15 protein-coding genes are annotated in these 16,895 nt (G+C 60.4%); 3 read left to right on the top strand and 12 right to left on the bottom strand.

What is annotated here, in order from left to right; genetic code table 11:
* Positions 1-21: 21 nt before the first annotated feature.
* From CH276_RS14890 to CH276_RS14880, 3 genes are read right to left on the bottom strand one after another with little or no spacing between them, the layout of a single operon-like run.
* Entirely contained in the window at positions 22-1,077 is a 1,056-nt protein-coding gene (locus CH276_RS14890; RefSeq protein ID WP_176459260.1) for an ABC transporter permease, read from the bottom strand.
* On the bottom strand, positions 1,061-2,560 hold the full coding sequence (locus CH276_RS14885; RefSeq protein ID WP_141214729.1) for an ATP-binding cassette domain-containing protein: 1,500 nt from the start codon (positions 2,558-2,560) through the stop codon (positions 1,061-1,063). The genes CH276_RS14890 and CH276_RS14885 overlap by 17 nt, the downstream gene beginning before the upstream one ends.
* The gene (locus CH276_RS14880) at positions 2,557-3,690 is read right to left on the bottom strand and encodes a sugar ABC transporter substrate-binding protein (RefSeq protein WP_176459259.1); all 1,134 of its coding nucleotides are present in this window, start codon (positions 3,688-3,690) and stop codon (positions 2,557-2,559) included. The genes CH276_RS14885 and CH276_RS14880 overlap by 4 nt, the downstream gene beginning before the upstream one ends.
* 518 nt (positions 3,691-4,208) lie before the next feature.
* Here CH276_RS14880 and CH276_RS14875 point away from each other — a divergent pair.
* Entirely contained in the window at positions 4,209-5,075 is an 867-nt protein-coding gene (locus CH276_RS14875) for a crotonase/enoyl-CoA hydratase family protein (RefSeq protein WP_094623354.1), read from the top strand.
* Between the two features lie 27 nt (positions 5,076-5,102).
* On the opposite strand, the gene CH276_RS14870 is transcribed toward CH276_RS14875, so the two are convergent.
* The 4 genes from CH276_RS14870 to CH276_RS14855 all read right to left on the bottom strand — a co-directional run bounded on the left by CH276_RS14870 (position 5,103) and on the right by CH276_RS14855 (position 8,136).
* On the bottom strand, positions 5,103-5,774 hold the full coding sequence (locus tag CH276_RS14870; protein WP_176459258.1) for a TetR/AcrR family transcriptional regulator: 672 nt from the start codon (positions 5,772-5,774) through the stop codon (positions 5,103-5,105).
* Between the two features lie 128 nt (positions 5,775-5,902).
* Positions 5,903-6,679 (bottom strand): enoyl-CoA hydratase-related protein, encoded by a 777-nt coding sequence (locus tag CH276_RS14865; protein ID WP_094623352.1) that lies wholly within the window; start codon positions 6,677-6,679, stop codon positions 5,903-5,905.
* Positions 6,680-6,681: 2 nt separating this feature from the next.
* Positions 6,682-7,188 carry a nuclear transport factor 2 family protein gene (locus tag CH276_RS14860; protein WP_094623351.1) on the bottom strand — a complete coding sequence of 169 codons (507 nt, stop codon included), beginning with the start codon at positions 7,186-7,188 and terminating at the stop codon, positions 6,682-6,684.
* A gap of 57 nt (positions 7,189-7,245) precedes the next feature.
* The gene (locus CH276_RS14855; RefSeq protein WP_254924336.1) at positions 7,246-8,136 is read right to left on the bottom strand and encodes an enoyl-CoA hydratase-related protein; all 891 of its coding nucleotides are present in this window, start codon (positions 8,134-8,136) and stop codon (positions 7,246-7,248) included.
* Positions 8,137-8,292: 156 nt separating this feature from the next.
* Between CH276_RS14855 and CH276_RS14850 the strand changes: the two genes are divergently transcribed.
* Positions 8,293-8,940 (top strand): carboxymuconolactone decarboxylase family protein, encoded by a 648-nt coding sequence (locus CH276_RS14850; RefSeq protein WP_094623349.1) that lies wholly within the window; start codon positions 8,293-8,295, stop codon positions 8,938-8,940.
* Positions 8,941-8,965: 25 nt separating this feature from the next.
* Here CH276_RS14850 and CH276_RS14845 read toward each other — a convergent pair whose 3' ends face one another.
* Genes CH276_RS14845 through CH276_RS14825 form a run of 5 tightly spaced genes read right to left on the bottom strand, consistent with a single transcriptional unit; the run spans position 8,966 to position 14,969 of the window.
* Positions 8,966-9,946, bottom strand: coding sequence for an NAD(P)H-dependent flavin oxidoreductase (locus CH276_RS14845; RefSeq protein WP_094623348.1), 981 nt, complete (start codon positions 9,944-9,946; stop codon positions 8,966-8,968).
* Positions 9,943-10,833, bottom strand: a complete 891-nt coding sequence (locus CH276_RS14840) for an SDR family NAD(P)-dependent oxidoreductase (RefSeq protein ID WP_176459257.1) — start codon at positions 10,831-10,833, stop codon at positions 9,943-9,945. Before CH276_RS14840 ends, CH276_RS14845 begins: the two co-directional genes overlap by 4 nt.
* A gap of 14 nt (positions 10,834-10,847) precedes the next feature.
* Positions 10,848-11,600, bottom strand: coding sequence for an SDR family NAD(P)-dependent oxidoreductase (locus CH276_RS14835; protein WP_094623373.1), 753 nt, complete (start codon positions 11,598-11,600; stop codon positions 10,848-10,850).
* Between the two features lie 5 nt (positions 11,601-11,605).
* Complete coding sequence (gene hisD, locus CH276_RS14830) at positions 11,606-12,934, bottom strand: histidinol dehydrogenase (RefSeq protein WP_094623346.1); 1,329 nt, start codon at positions 12,932-12,934, stop codon at positions 11,606-11,608.
* A gap of 58 nt (positions 12,935-12,992) precedes the next feature.
* The gene (locus tag CH276_RS14825; protein WP_094631422.1) at positions 12,993-14,969 is read right to left on the bottom strand and encodes a flavin-containing monooxygenase; all 1,977 of its coding nucleotides are present in this window, start codon (positions 14,967-14,969) and stop codon (positions 12,993-12,995) included.
* Between the two features lie 211 nt (positions 14,970-15,180).
* On the opposite strand from CH276_RS14825, the gene CH276_RS14820 reads away from it, so the two are divergent.
* Positions 15,181-16,827, top strand: a complete 1,647-nt coding sequence (locus CH276_RS14820; protein ID WP_094623344.1) for a class I adenylate-forming enzyme family protein — start codon at positions 15,181-15,183, stop codon at positions 16,825-16,827.
* Positions 16,828-16,895 lie beyond the last annotated feature (68 nt).

Raw genomic sequence — 16,895 nt, 5'->3', positions numbered from 1 at the left:
CCGTTCTGTGTCGGTCTGCGCCTATGCAGGCTGTTTGGCTCGAGACTTGCGTCCGGACTTCGAAATCGACTGTGAAAGAACAACACCGATTACCAATGCTGCGCCTTGGAATACCGGTTGGAACCAGAACGGCGCCCCGAGCAGGCTCAGTCCGGAAAATCCGACGGCGAGAAGAACGACGGCCAGCATCGTTCCAGCGACATTGAAGAATCCGGGACGAACGGTGGTGGCACCCAGAAAGGTTGCAGCGAAGGCAGGTAGGAGAAGGTTCGCTCCGAAGCTGGGGTTCGCCGCGCCTGCCAATCCGAGCTGCATTATTCCGGCGAGGGCTGCCAATGCACCTGCTGCACCGAACATCACGCACTTGATGAGTCGAACGCGGATACCGACCATGCGAGCAACCTGCTCGGAACCGCCAACCGCGTAAACCTTGCTGCCAAATGGTGTCTTCGTCAGAATTAAGTACATAACCAGTGCGATAAGCGCGACAATCCACACTGCAGAACCAACTCCGAGGATCTCGGTCTGCACGAAGGTTCGGAAGACCGAGGGAATGTTCTGTGAGAGTGTCATTCCCCCACTGACTCCCACGGTGACTCCGCTGACAGCCAACCCGACGCCCAGCGTCGCAATGAGCGAGACGACGCGCAAGCGAGCTACCAGCAATCCGGAAGCCAATCCGACGAATGCACCGGCGAGCAACGCGATCGTCACGGTCAACGGCACCGGGAGTCCGGACTCACCTGCCAGCTTTGCCGTGAGCACCGCTGACAATCCCAACGTGTATCCGACCGACAGATCGAATTCGCCGACGACGAGAACCAGCAGAACCGACAGGGCCAGAAGAGCACTCACGGCCTGGCCCAATGCGAGCCCTTGCAGATTGGCAGTGGTGGGGAAGGTCCTGGGAAGAAGGATCGAGAACAACACTGTGAGTCCGATGATCAGGGCCAAGATGCTGTGGTTCTGAAACAGCGTCGAGATTCTCCAGGTTCGCAACGACGACGAGCCGGGGGTGTGAACGGCCGCGCCATCGGATTTCTCCGCCACGGCGTTGTCACTATGCGTAGGTTGCACGACTGATGTCCTCCAGATTGAGATCAGTGAGTTCTTCGACGATGCGCCCGCCGTTGACAACGATGACGCGGTCGCACAGGCGAACGAGATGTTCCGGCTCACTCGACCGGATGATGACGGTGGTCCCGCGGGCGGCGAGTTCTCGCAAGGTATCGAAAATGATCTCGCGAGTATTCGGATCGACGCCCACTGCGGGGTCGTCGAGAAGCAATATCTGTGGCTCCAGAAGGAGCCACCTGGCGAGGAGCACCTTTTGTTGGTTGCCGCCGCTCAGGCTGGCGTACGGAACGGTCGCGTCGGCCGGACGGATGTCGAGTTCGCGAATCATCCGGTCGACATCGGACGCCGCTCGGCGTCGATTGGCACCGTATCTTTCCACGCGGGGGAGAACGACGTTGTCGTGCACCGGCATCAACGCGATCCCGCCCTCGTTGAGTCGATCGAGAGAAAGGTAGAAAATCCCGGCTTTGATGGCTTCCCGTGCACCGGAAATCGGCGCGCAATTGCCGTCGATCTTGGTTGTTCCCGCCTGTGTGGACTCGATCCCGCCTATGAGACGCAACAGCTCGGAGGCTCCTTCGCCCGATCGCCCCGTCACACCCAAGATTTCTCCGGCGCCCACTGTCAAGGACAGCTCGCGGCTGACGTTGCCGGACAGTTTCTCCACGACGAGTGCGGGACGATCGGTAAGACCGCGACTACGGTCGTGGTTGTGTGAGGAGGCGCTGTGGGCGGCGCCGCCGACCATCGCGTGGATCACGGCGTCCTCTGAGAATTCGTCGGCACCGATGTTGCTGACAACGCGGCCGTCCCGGAGCACGATTGTTCGGTCGCTGTATTCCCGTACTTCGGGCAGGCGATGGGTGACCATCAATACTGACAATCCCCGGTCTGCGACGCCTCTGACTCGGTCGAGCAGCCGCGCTGCCTCGCGAGTGGACAACGGAGCGGTCGTTTCGTCCAGTACCAATAGTGCGCGTTCGGGGGAGATTCCGGCCATCGAAATCACCAGTGAAACCAGTGCCCGTTCGCCGGCCGTCAAGTCCGCGCACAGCGTGTTCGGATGGACCGCGACGTCGAACTCGCGGAGTATGTCCTCCGTCTTCCGCGCCAATGTCCTCTTCTGCACAAACGTTGCGCCGACCAGGGGAAACCCCGTGTGCAGCGCGGTCATCTCGGCGACCGTCATGTTTGCGATGAGTGGTGACTCTTGATGGACAACCCTGATACCGATTTTCCGTGCGGCGACCGGTGTGAGGTCTTTCGCGCGAATCGGGCTGTCGTTGAACGTGATCTGCGACTTCGAATGCAGCGGATTGACGCCGGTCAGTGCCTTGACCGTAGTGGATTTACCCGATCCATTTGCGCCGAGCAGAGACACGATCGAACCGCGCTCCACATCGAAATCGATGCCGTGCACTACCTCGTATTGACCATAGGAGACAGTGAGGTTTCGTACGGCCAATCGCACGGGGCTGGTCACGGCGTGACACCCCACAGCTCGAGGTAGCGGTCGACGTAACCGTTCTCGGCGACCCAGTATTGGTCGGTGATCTCATTGACGTTGTCGATCGTCAGAAGGCGAGAGGGCGCGCCCTGGCTGTATCGCAAACGATCGTCGGTGACACCGGGTGTCTCCCAGAGGGGTTGACCCGACAGGACCCGAATCATCTGATCCACAGCACCGTAACCGAGGAAGACGTCGTCCTGAACGACATCGGCGGCCTGGATGTTGCCGTCGCGAATGAACTCGAGGTTTTGCGGTGCGCCGACGCAAGACACGAGTGTGACACGATCGGACAGGCCCGAGTTACCCATTGCAGGAACCATGTCGGCTGCTGCCGAATCGAATGCTCCGCTGACGTAGTCGATGCTCGGCTCTGCCTGCAGTGCGCTGGCAATTCGCTGGCCGAGGCCGTTCCCGATGTCGGTCACGACAAACTGTTGCGTGTCTTGGACTACGCACTCGTCACAGCGATCTACCGCCGAGACCATCGCATCAGCGATCGCCGGTGAACTCGGAAACTCTCGGTCGACGGTCGGCAAGAAGTTCGCCGTACCACCTGAGTCCGTCACAATCCACGATCCGAGCTGGTCACCCCACAACGTGTAGTCCGGAGCGACGTCGAACAACACGCCATCGGTTGCGGCAATGCCGAGACCTGCGGCTCCGACCGGAATTCCCCGAGAGGCAGCGAGTTCGATTGCGCCACTAAGCGGAACGGGATCTGTCGCGGCGAGGATGATGGCGTCTACGCCACTATTGATAGCTTGGGTCATCGCTTGGTTTTGTCCGACCGGATCGCCCTTGCCGTCGAATCGAGTAACTGTCCACCCCAGGGCTTCACCGGCTTGTGTGACCCCGTCTGCCTGCCGCACACACCCCGACACGGACCCGGAACAGACCACTACTGCTATCGAGATGTCGGTCGGTGGTGTCGGTGTTTCGGTCGGGCCTGCCCAGTCGGTCACCGGTGCCATCGCATCGTCGACGACCGTTTGAAAGGACGTCAACTCCTGCGTCGAGGTCCGGTCCTGGGACGCTGCCTGGGAGTCGCACGCGGTGGTCAACAGAAGTAGGCCGACGATAGGCGCGATCCATTTGATTTTCACAGAGGCTTCTTTCGTAAAATGGGTCCGGAGAGAAACACCGGAGACGAAAAAATGGTGGAGACGGCAGGTGCCGTGCAGAGCATGGAATGTCTCCGCGTGTGAAACAGTCCAGAAACGCATGCCGCGACGGCTGTCTGGGGGACACATCGAATGCTGCTTATTGCCTACTCAGCAACATCGATAGTGTTGCATGTGTCACATCGATGCACAACTGGTAATTCGCTCTGAGGTCCCTGCGTCCATTACCGATCTTGAATCACACTTATAGATACCGGCTATCGGCCAAGCGGGCGCAAGCATGTGATCAAGGGTGAGTTGTTGACTCCCGGCAACAGTACTGTTGACAGGCGTACGCGGGGGTGCGACGATGACTGTCGCTGCCGTGGAGGAATTTTCGCGTTGCCCGGCGAGCGAGAGCCGGTGTGCAATCAGCCGACAGGTACGGGGTATGAATGCATCGACAATGTCGCGCACCTGCCGAATTGGCTCTATGAGGTGACCGGCAACTGAGGAGAACAATGCAATTCCAGACGCTCGATTGGTCTGTCGACGAAGTCGGTATTCTTATTCTTACCCTGTCTCGACCTGAATATCTCAATGCATTCTCGGTGACGATGGCCGATGATTTGGAACGCGCATTCCAGCAGGTGCGCATCGACCCAACGGTGCGCGCGGTCGTGGTGACCGGTGCTGGTCGCGCGTTCTGTGCGGGCATGGACCTGGCTGTAGAAGGAAATGTCTTCGGGTTGGATGAGTCGCTGAGTCCAACGGTGTCGGATATGCGCGAGCGGCTGACCGAAGAGCCGTTTCAGTCCGGGGTTCGGGACACCGGCGGGAAAGTCGCACTGGCCATCCATTCCTGCGACAAGCCCGTCATTGCTGCGATCAACGGTGCCGCCGTCGGTATCGGAGCGACTATGACTCTTGCGATGGACATTCGCATGGCGTCCACCGATGCAAAGATCGGCTTCGTGTTCGGCCGGCTCGGCATTGTTCCCGAGGCCACGTCTTCCTACTTCCTGCCGAGAATTGTCGGCCTGCAAACAGCCCTCGAGTGGATTTACTCGGCGGATATTCTCGACGCCGAACAGGCATTGGCGGGTCGGCTCCTCAGATCGGTGCATCCACCCGAGGAATTGCTCCCTTCGGCAATCGAGCTGGCCCGAAAGTTCGTCGTCGGGCGTTCGTCTTCAGCCATTGCACTGTCTCGTCGACTGATCTATTCCGGTTCGGGGTCGGCGCATCCCCTCGAAGCGCATCGACGGGACAGTTTGGCGATGTGGCACGCCTCGGTGGGTGACGGAAAGGAAGGCGTTGCCGCATTCCTGGAAAAACGGAAGCCGAGTTTCTCGGGTACGGCCGCAGACGTACCTGACCTCGGGTGAACGGACTGTCGCGCACTCCCTGCTTCGTCAGTCCTCGGCTGTGCCTTCCGCCATGATTCCGTCGAAGAATATCGCCGAGAACACGCGTGAGAGATCCTCTGCCGAGTAGCGGCTCTGGCCGGGCACGAACCACCGATGTGTCCACTGGGTCATGCCGAAAATACTGTTTGCTATCAACGTGTTCGACAGATCGGGCCGGAACGTCCCGTCTGCAACGCCAAGGGCGATGGCATCCAAGAAATATTTCTCGATCTTGTGGGTGTTGTCCACCATCTCCTGGGCCCACTTGGAGTCGAGCGATGACACGCGACCCCAGTCTTCCTGCATATAGACGTACATGTAGGGGTAGTGCTCCACCTGAGATGCAAGCAGCATCGCAATGAGAGCTTCCAGCGTCTCCCGCGGTCGTAGCTTCTTGGCCACGATCTCGTCAGCTCGTGACAAGTTGGTCACCACGGTGCTCGTGATGCATTCCTGGAACAGTTCTTCTTTGCTGCCGACATAGTAGTACAGCGAAGCTCGGTCGGTGCCGTATGCCGCCGCAACGTCGTTCAATGATGCGGCGGCATACCCTTTTTCGCGAAACACTTCTGCGGCGACCCTGAGGAGCCCAGCTCGCTTTGCAGAATAGTCGGCCGAATTTTCGGTCAGCGCGCTCTTACGCCGTTTTGCAATTCCGCTGACTGGTGACTTCGCCACAGTCTTGCCTCGCCTTCGTGACCGTCGCTTCTCGGATGGTTCAGCCAGTATAGGTTCGAGGAATTCCGCTACGAGAGGCCACTGTTGACCGGCCTCGCTCGCGCCGTGCTTGCGAGGGGATCATGGCGTCATTTCCCTGCCCACTGTGGCTTGCGCTTCTCCTCGAACGCTTTCCGGCCCTCAAGGACGTCGGACGATGCGGCGTAGGCCTCGATCAGTTCGAATTTGGTCGACAGTGCCACTTCCAACGGGTACGAGGCGCGGGAGAGGACGGCGTGTTTGGCCGCCTGTTGAGCCAACGGCGACGCGGTGGTGAGCTTCTCCGCCCATCTCACCCCGGCCGCATCCAGTTCCTCGAACGGGACCACTTCGTTGACCAGACCGTGAGTCAAGGCGTCGTGCGCCCCCATACGGTCGCCGGTCAAGATCAATGCCATGGCGATGCGATGCGGGAGATGGCGAATTGCTCGATGAACAACGCCGGATTCGCCGATTATTCCGGCTTTGACCTCCGGAAGGCCGAACTGGGTGTTGTCTGCAGCGACGATGATGTCGGCGCACATGGCAAGCTCGAACCCGCCGCCGAGGACGTAGCCTTGGACCGTCGCAATCAGGGGCTTGTTCAGTACTCGAAGCGGTCCTCCCACGCCGGTAAGGCCGCCTCCGAGCGCACGCCGTGATGGGCTCGCAGCGGTACCGCCGCTGATGTCGGCACCTGCGCAAAAGGCTCGTTCGCCGGTTGCTCCGAGCACGGCAGCCCAGATATTGGGGTCGTCCTCGATCTCGTCCCATCTACTTGCCAACTGCTCGTCGACTTCGGCCGAGATTGCGTTGAGGACCTTTGGACGGTTCAAGGTGAGGTAGGCGACGTGGTCCCGGACCTCGTAGAGAAGTTCGTCGGACACGGTCAGCTCGTCTTCTGTGTGCGTGGCGTCGGGACGAGCGCGTGGGCCTTCGCGTGGTAATTCTCGGTTCCGGCAGTCTTCTGTTCGCGACGTGAGATCTTCCAGCCCTCGTCGGTCCGGGTGAATTCGTCGTGGTACTGGGCGTACACGATCCCGTCCGGACGATCTCGGTAGTACTTGTGCCACGCGTAGAGAACCGACCGCACTTTCGCAGTGTCCTTGTTCACGAAGTCGATCACGATGTTGCTGACGTGATGACTCGTGCCTGCGAAGAATGCGGCGATTCCAGTTTTGTCGTTCGAAAGCACATCGAGGTAGTTTTCTGCGCCGGTGGCACCATGAGAGGGGCCGTAAGCAACGTACAGGTCCTCGACGAAGAGGGGGAGCATCGACTGGGGGTCGGCTGCGTCGAGATGAAACGCATACTGGAAAAGAACTCGTTCGATATCCCTTTCGTCGACAAGACGCTGTACGACTTCAATAATGTTGTCTTCGTTGACCGAAGTCATGACGCTCCATCCATTCTCAGGTGTCGATCCGGATCCATGGTTCATGTCAGTCTACGGTCATGTTGACAGCTCGTCAACGGTGCCGTTGCCTGTGAGAGGAATAGATCGGGTCGGTGCTGAGAGATCGGAAGTCGGTGCGACGCGAAACGATTCGATCACCGACTTCAGGCCTTCTTCGGCGATGCGGGCACGTAGTGCTGCCACCTCCGGGGTCATGTGGGCCAATGCGTCCGCATCGGCTATGGCTCCCAGCGCATTACGGGTTCCCATCGCCTCCATCGCGCGATTGATCGAAACCTTCTTGATGGTCAACAGGCTGGGCGGCACTTGAGCGATTCTTCGTGCGAGCGAGGCCACGCGTGCTATCAGTTCGCTTTCCGGGACGGCGTGATTCGCCCAGCCCCACTCGACTGCGGTGCGTCCATCGATGCTGTTGCCCGGAACGAACGCAAATTCCTTGGCCCGTTTCGGTCCGACGAGAGTTGCCCAGACGGGCGAGACGTAACCGGCCCCGATCGGAATGGTGACTTCCGCGATTTTCGCGTTCTCGGTCACGATGGTGATATCGGTGAAGGTGGCCAGCTGCGTTGCTCCGGCGACGCAGTAGCCGTGAATTGCTGCGATAACTGGCTTGGGGTGGTCCCAGATGGCGAGATACCGATCGATGTTCCTCTGCAATCGGGTGCGGTCGGCCACGGGGTCCGCGGCCGTGGTCGGCGCGACTTGTCCAAGGTCGTATCCGGCGCTGAAGCCTTTACCCTCTCCCCGGATGGCGATCACCGGTTCGCCCGTATGTTTCAGCCGCGCAAGTGCGTCGGAGAACTCGTCGAGCAGTTCGTTGGACAGTGCATTGGCCTTGTCCGGTCGGTTCAGCACGATCCAGGACACAGGTGAATCGTGTTCGACCCGTATGTTGACGTAGTCGGGCATTGCTGGATGTTCGGGCATGTGGCTCCTTGATTCGAGACGCGTCCAGTCGAAACGCCGCTTCCGTATTCGTCACACTAGGCAGCCGGTATCGCGCCGTCAACACCTGTGTTGCCAACATGTCGACGGTGTCGATAAGCTCCGCTCGGCAACGTTTTTCGACCGATGAGGAGAGTCGTGACAGTCAGTCAGCAACAGATCGACACGCAAGCGGCTCGCCTGTTGGAAGAGGTTCCCGACGGTGACGATCTGACCGAAATCCAGGTTGCGCTGATCCAATTCGCACTACGCACCACCTCCTCGGCCCTCGACACCCTCGGAAGCAGGCAATGGGCGGAACGTGCAGTTGCGGCGGGAGCGACATTCGACCAGCTGCACGAGATCGTCACGCTGCAATCCAGTGTCGGAGTACATGCTTTCTTCGAGAGTTCTCGTGCCCTGGCATCGGCGGCGTGCCCCGAGGGTGGTTGGCCGCCCCTGGACGAGCATCGACAACAGCTGTGGGACAGGCACATCGGCGGCACGAAGTACTGGACGACCATGCGGGAGGAGATTCCAGGCTTCTTGGAGTCCCTGCTCCGAATGTCTCCCGAAGCATTCGAAGGATTCATCGCCTACTGCGGACTTCCGTTCCGGGCACAGTTGGTTCCGAACATCACGAAAGAACTCATCAGCATGGCGTCGGACGCAGCGACAGCGCACAGATACCTACCAGGGATGCGGATGCATCTACGAAATGCTGTCAGGATGGGGGCAGGACGTGCAGCTATCGATCACGCACTGAGGCTTGGTGCCGAATCTCCGAGCTTCATCGGCGTGGAGTAGGGCGGGTGCATCGGCCTACTCCACGCTAGGAAGAGACGAGCCCCACCAAGCGACCGGCGATCAGTTTCTCGGCGTCGTCGATGATCTGCGTCACGACATCCGCGCAGGTCAGAATGTCGGTGACCAACGCCTGGCTTTGTCCGACCCACCACAGTCCGTCATCCATCCGGCCTTCGGTAAGAACGTTCTGTCGACCCCGAGCACCCGACGCCAGCGCTGCGATGTCCTCGAATGTCGTTCCTTCTCGCTTTTCGATGTCGAGAATCTCATCCGATACTGCGTTCTTGGCAACTCGCGCGGTATTGCGGAATTTTCGAAAGATCAGATTGGTATCGCGTTCGGTATTGGCCACGATCCGATCTTTGACGTTGCGATGCACAGGAGCTTCCGCAGTCGCGACGAAGCGGGTTCCCATATTGATTGCATCCGCGCCGAGCGCTAGAGCCGCGACGAGGCCTGCGCCGGTGGCGAATCCGCCCGAAGCGATGATCGGTAGATCTGTGCGTGCCGCGACGGCCGGAATGAGGACGAGACTGGATACGTCGTCCTCGCCGGGGTGACCTGCACACTCAAACCCGTCCACGGACAACGCGTCGACGCCGAGCTTCTGCGCGGAAATAGAGTGCCGGACGGCGACGGTCTTGTGAATTACTTTGATACCGGCGGACTTCAGTGACGGTAGATGGTCCTTCGGGCTCGAGCCGGCTGTTTCGACGATTTTGATCCCGTTGTCGATGATGACCTGGCGATACTCGTCGTAAGGAACGGGCGCGATCGTGGGGAGAATTGTCAGATTTACGCCGAACGGCCGATCCGTCAAGGCCTTCGTTCGTCGAATTTCCTCGTCGAGGGCAGCGGGCGTCGGTTGCGTTAGGGCCGAAAGGAAGCCCAGCGCACCGGCATTGGCGACGGCGGCGATCAAGACAGCTCGTCCCGCTCCGGTCATCCCGCCGCACACTATCGGATGTTCGATATCGAACTCTCGCGTGAATCGGGTGGAGATCATCGGTGGTCTTCCTTGCTGAGGTGGGGAGTGGGCTGCTGAAGCGTCCGGTCCGTCGCTCCGTCTCGGAGGTCTTTCAAGCGCGCCTCGATCTCGGCATCGGGGTAGCCGTGGGTGAGCACCGCGTTCTGGCCGGACAACACGGCCTCGACGGCGAGCTCGCCAAGGGTCTCTGCTGCTACGGGAAGGTTGTACGTGAGCGTCGCAGCTCGTTCGGGCTCGTAGGCCACGATGTTGCGAACCGCTGATCGATCGTTGTCGGGCCGGAGGCGCTCACTGGTCGCGATCGAGGTGGGGACGAGTCCTGGGTACAACACGGTGACGCCGAAGTCGTCGCCATGGTCCTCGAGTTCGTAACGCAACGCGTCGGACAGTGCGGTGACTGCTGCTTTGGAGGCCGCGTATGGCGCGTGCCCAGGAGCGATGTCGAGCGCAGTCACCGACGAAGTGTTGACCAGGTGTTTGTGGCCGGACTGCTCGCGCATTCTCGGTACGAAGCTGACTATCCCGTGCACGACGCCGAAATAGTTCACCTCCATCGCCCACGCAAAGTCTCTGATCGAGGCGTTCCAGGATGCGCGATGGGGTCGCATCGACACTCCGGCGTTGTTGCACAGAACATCGACACGACCGTGCCGAGAGAAGACCGAATCGGCGAGAAGCTCGACCGACTCTGCATTGCTGACGTCGACTCGTGCCGCGAAGGCGGTTCCGCCGAGCTCGGACACTTCGGCGACGAGCCCGGCGGCGGCCGCTTCGTCGATGTCGGCGACGATTACTCGAGCGCCACGAGCGACGAACGACAGCGTCATCGCTCGCCCGATCCCGGTCGCGGCACCGGTGATGACGACGACGGATTCGCTGTTCAACGATGCCTCGGTCATGTTCATGCGTTCCTCACCTTTCACCATGCGGTGTAGCCTCCGTCGACCAGCAGTGTATGGCCGGTTATCAGACCGGATGCGTCCCCGGCCAGAAAGGCGACGGCACCGACGATGTCCTCGGGTTCCCCGAAGCGGCCCAACGGGATTCGAGCGAGCAATTTGTCGCCCCACCCGGGTCGCGACAGGGTGTCGGCGGTGAATTCGGTTCTCACGAAAGTGGGGGCGACGGTGTTGACTCGGATGCCGTGTGCCGCCCACTCGATTGCGAGAACCTTGGTGAGTTGATCGAGGCCGCCCTTGGTCGCGCAGTACACCGCGCGTTCCTCGATTCCTACCGTGCCTGCCTGAGACCCGATGTTGACGATGGCACCGGGGGTACCGGCCGATACCCATTGCTGCGCAACGGCTCGGGTGAGGAAGAACGTACCTCGCAGATTGGTGTCGACGACGGAATTCCACTGCTCGATCGTCACGTCGAGTGCCCGTGCGGGGTGATTGACCCCGGCGTTGTTGACCAGAATGTCGAGGGAGGTGCCGCGCATGCGTACACCGAAACGCTCGACGAAGGGCGTAATCGAGTGCACGTCCTCCAGGTCGAGAACGAAACCTTCGGTGCCGAGGTCGGATTCGATCTGCCGAATACCGGCCTCGGTTCTCGATGTCCCGTACACCGTCGCACCGAGTTCGGTGAGTGCTGCTGAGATGGCCTTTCCCAGACCCCTGTTCGCTCCGGTGACCAGAGCAGTCTTTCCTGAAAGTGAGAACGTGAGCACAGTGTTTACCGCGGTCGGACCGAGAGCGTGGCCGGAGCCCATGGCAACGGTGCGCCGCCGTACTTCGCTGCTCGCACATCACCTGAACGGGCGTGGCCCTCGAAGTACTCCACCCGCGCAGCTCTGCCGCAGAGGGTTCCGAGTTCGGCGCTCGCGGACTCCGAGGTGATCTCCTGATAGGTGACGGTCTTCAGGTATTTTCCTACCCACAGCCCTCCCGTGTAACGCGCTGCACCGCGTGTGGGCAAGGTGTGATTGGTCCCGATCACTTTGTCTCCGTAGGAAACACATGTCTTCTCGCCGAGGAAAAGTGCACCGTAGTTACTCATGGATTCGAGTGCTCGACGGGGCGTGTCGGTCAAGATCTGCACATGCTCGGACGCGAACGTGTCCGCGAGGGCGTACGCGGCTTCGATGTCGGCGGTGACGATCACCTGTCCGTGGTCTCGCCATGCGACACCTGCGAAGTCGCGCGTAGGCATGTCCGGCAGGATCGCGTCGATGTGCTCGATCACGGTGCGAGCTAGGGCCTCGGAGTCCGTGATCAGAACGGCAGGCGAATCCGGGCCGTGCTCGGCCTGGCTGAGAAGGTCCACTGCGACGATGAACGGGTCCGCATTCGAGTCGGCGACGATCAACACCTCGGTCGGCCCGGCGAACAAGTCGATTCCTACCTGGCCGAACAGTTGCCGCTTGGCCTCGGCGACGAAGGCGTTGCCCGGACCGGCGAGCATGTCCACTTTCCGAATGCTTTCGGTGCCGAGTGCCATTGCCGCAACAGCTTGCACGCCACCGAGTAAGTAGATGTCGTCCGCACCTGCGAGATGGAACGCGGCAACGGTTGCTGCGGGGATTTCGCCTCGGATCGGTGGGGTGCACGCCGTGACGTGCGGAACGCCTGCGACCTTCGCCGTCACCGTGGTCATGTGCGCAGATGCAACCAACGGGTATCTACCGCCCGGTGCATAGGCTCCGGCTGCGGACACCGGAAGATTGCGTTGTCCGAGATGGACACCCGGCGAACTCTCGACCTCGAAGTCGTGCAGGGAGTCGCGTTGATGCTGAGCGAAAACTCGGACGTTACGCTGAACGGTCTCGATGTCGGCGATGACCTCGGCAGGAACTGTCGAGATGATCTCGTCGATCTTCTCCGCGCTCAGTCTGAAACTTTCCGGGCTCCACTTGTCGAATTTCTCGGAATAAGCGCGGACCGCAGCGTCGCCGCGGTCGCGGATGTCGGCGATGACCGTGGACACGGTGTCCGCGACCGAGGGGTCACCGGCGGTCGCGGTGTCGACTACTGCGGGTGTCTTCAAATGAAGTGTGTCGGGCATGATTGCCGCCTTTCTATGGTGCTGGTGGTCGGGAATATCAGATGCGACGGTGACTGCGCTAACGTGCCTGCTGGACCGCTGCGACTTCGAGGATGTCGAAATCGCTCAGATCGGGGCGTCTGACCATCTCCCAGTATTCGACGTTCAGGAAGGGCATGACGAAAATGACTCGGCCTTTGGAATTGCGGTAGTAAGTCGCGAATCCCGGATGGGTCCACACCGTCTTGGAGTGCATAGTGTCGACGAGTTCGTTGTATTGGTTCGTCGAGTCTTCGGTGGCGCTGATAGCAGTGATGTTCTTGCGGAACATTTCGGCGAGAAGGTCACGAAGATAACGAGCTTGAAGCTCCATGAAGTACATGAAGCTGCCGCTGCCCGGTAGCGAATGCGGTCCACCGAGCATGAAAAAATTAGGAAAATGCGGAATGGAAACGCCGAGGTAGGCGCGAGGGTCGTCGTCGTCCCAGGCCTCGCTGAGATCGAGCCCTTCCTCGCCGCGTACCTCGAGCGAACTCAAGAACCGTGCAGCCTCGAATCCCGTGGCCCAGATGATGACATCGACGTCGAGTCGTTCACCGGTGGACAATGTGAGTCCAGTCCGCGTCACATCCGAAACTCCGCTCGTGAACAGATCGACGTTCTCGCGCTTGAGAGTCCGATACCACCCGTTGTCGAGGAGCATTCGCTTGCCGAAGGGCGGGTAATCAGGGACGGCTTTTTCGATCAGATCGGGTCGTCCTTCCAAGGCGGACTCGATGTACTTCGTCAGGAATTCACGCTGTCGGTCGTTTCTCCGGTTCACCGACCGTTCGGGGTGCGGCCACGACGGATCCACCCGAAGCGCATCGATGATCTTGTCACCGTGCTGATAGAAGAGCCCGATCCAGTTCCACGCCCTGTATAGCGGAAGATGCTGCAGGAGTGTGCGTTCGGCAGTAGGTACTTCCTCGCGGAACTGCTCGAAGGGCGCAACCCACTGCGGTGAGCGCTGCACGATGTCCAGGTGCTCGACGATCGGAGCGATCGAAGGTGAGATCTGCTGGCTGCTCGCGCCTGCCCCGACGATCGCGACACGTTTGCCGGTGAGATCGAGGCCATCCGGCCATCTGTTCGAGTGAAATTGAAGTCCCTCGAACTCCTCGCGCCCCGCGATCGACGGTAGTTTCGGCTGGTTCAGCGAGCCGACCCCACTGATGACCATGTTCGCGACATGGGTGTCCAGTTCACCTTCCCGGTTTCGGGTGGTGACGGTCCACAGTGCGCTGTCGTCGTCGTACACGGCGCTCACGACCTCGGTCTCGAACGAGACCTCGGTGCGGGCATCCAACGAGTCGAGCACTCCGTTGAAGTATTCGTAGAGCTCGTCCCGAAGCTCGAAATGTCGATCCCAGTCTCGATAATCGAAAGAAAACGAGTAGAGGTGGCTCGGTGTGTCGACACCCGCGCCGGGGTATCGGTTCTGGTGCCACACGCCGCCGGCATCGGCACCCCGCTCGAACACGGTGAACTCGATACCGAGTTGCTGCAGTAGGTGAATGGCGGCGAGCCCGGAAATCCCCATTCCGATGACGATGGCGCGCGTACCCGCAGGAGGGGTGACGTCCGGTACGTCGTCCTGCTCGTCGCTGTCGGCGGAGCGTCGACGTAGCTCCTCGGTCAGAATCGCTGCGTATCGCCGGTCGATCGGTTCACCGAGGAAAAAGCTCGCGGCCTTTTCCATGTCGCGAACGTCGCTCAGATCCAGCACCGGGCGCCGGTGGGCGAGCAACGATGCGATCGCGTCGACGGCTGCGTCGCGGACGACGCGTTGATCGGCCTCGGCGATATCGCCGGTCGGGCGAGGTGATACTCCCCGAAAATGGCTGGGAGCGAACCGCGGTCCGATCCAGGACTCGTCTCCGGTCACCTGATAGAGGACCATCAGCAGCACTGGCACCGAGGCCCCTTCGACCGCCTCGCGAACCTCGTCTTCTGTCAGCGCAGGTGCGCCGTGCGATTCGGCGTTGTGATGCACCTTGGTCGTCGTATTGGTCATCGTTCCTCCGTATCGAGATTTCTTCTCCAGTCAACATGATCGTTAACGACCCGTCAACACTTGTGTTGAAACCTCTTTTCGGAAGGCGATCGATCGTTAACGGAAGCGTTGACGGCCGCCGGTGACCGGCCTAGTATTCGGATTCGGCTCGTGAAGCCCCGTCTCCGAAAGAACCGACTCGAGACGATCTACGAATGCAAGGATCAGGTCCATGTACAACCAGTCCGTGTTCAGCGAATGCATGCCGCTCGGCGATGTGCTCATCCGTTCCGGCGAACGTTTTCCCGACCATCCCGCGCTCGTATTGCCGGACGAGACTCTGTCGTACCGCGAGATGACGGCGGGCGCAGTTCGTATCGGCCGCCTGCTCGTCGCGCTCGGACTGACGGCCGGTGACAAGGTTGGCGTGCTTGCGCCCAACTCACGCGAATTCGTCGAGGCCGCGTTCGGTACGGCGCTCGCAGGCGCAGTGCTCGTGCCGCTCAACCCGCGTCTCCGCAGTCGCGAATTGAGTTACATCATCGCCCATTCCGAAATTTCGGTCGTGCTCACCACGGACGCACTCGCACCCCGCACGGACTTCCGCGCGGAACTGACTGCAGCTTTCCCGGGAGTGGCGACGACCGACTCGCTGAGCCTGGAACTACCCGAAGCACCACACCTTCGGAGGATTATCATGTTGAAGGGTGACGGGGGCCCCGGAATCGTCGGTGCATCGGCGGTGGACGAACTTGCGCAATCGGTGACGGAGGTCGACATCGAGGTGCGAAGGCAGCGGGTGCGACTGCGGGACGACGCCGTGATCATCTACACCTCGGGAACCACTGCTTCACCCAAGGGTTGCGTGTTGTCGCATGAGGCCGTGACACGAGGGCCCATCGGACGCACGGCTCAGGCTGTCCCATTTCCGGAGCCGCGGGAGATGAGGGTCTTCTGGTCACCGGCACCGCTGTTTCATATCGCAGCATTGCAGGGCCTGATCGCCTGTGTAGCAATGGGATCGACGTATCTGACCGATGTGTATCTCGATGGTGGACGCGCACTGACCATGGTGCGCAAGTGGCGTCCGACCTCGTTGTGGCCGATGTTCCAGTCGGCTTTCGATACTTTGATGGACGCGGAGGGCTTCCGGGAAGACGACCTGGAGGATGCCACGTCGTTGATTACGGTCGGCAGTGCCGACGAGATGCGCTTTGTCCAATCGAGATTCCCGAAAGCGTTGCTCGTCAACGGATCTGGAATGTCGGAGATGGCAGGCCACTTTTCGTTGTCCGCACCCGCAGACGACATCGAATTGAGGGCGACCACCTCCGGGGTGCCCGTACACGGGGTAGAGGTCAAGATCGTAGACCCGGTGACATTGGATAATGCGCCGGTCAGCGAGCTGGGTGAGCTCTACGTGAAGGGTTACGCGATGATGACCCGCTACTACCGAGACCCGGAGCAGACTGCCGCCGCAATCGACGACGAGGGCTGGCTGCGCACCGGAGATCTGTTCCGCACGTTGAATAGTGGTCATCTTCGCTACGAGGGCCGGCTGAAGGACATGATCAAGGTGGGTGGTGAGAACGTCCCTGCCATCGAGGTCGAGTCCTATCTGTGTACGCACCCGGATGTCGTACTTGCGCAGGTCGTCGCCAAGCGCGACCGTCGACTCGACGAGGTGCCCGTCGCTTTCGTCGAGTTGCGCGAAGGTGCCACTGCGGGTGCCGACGACATCATTGCCTTCTGCAGGGGACAGATTGCGAGCTTCAAAGTCCCACGGCAGGTGTACTTTCTGAGCGCCGAAGAGTGGCCGAGGTCGGCCACGAAGATGAACAAGAGGGCCCTTCGCGAGGTGGCCGCAACCAGATTGTAATCAACGGGTGTGTTGCCTGTCACTCTTGGCAACGCTAGTGTTGATGGCATCGAGTGTCCAACGATTCG

Origin of the sequence: Rhodococcus sp. 06-470-2 (assembly GCF_002258235.1) — a bacterium.
GTDB lineage: Bacteria > Actinomycetota > Actinomycetes > Mycobacteriales > Mycobacteriaceae > Rhodococcoides.
The sequence above is the reverse complement of the archived record's forward strand: the minus strand, read 5'-3'. Positions and strand labels throughout refer to the sequence as shown.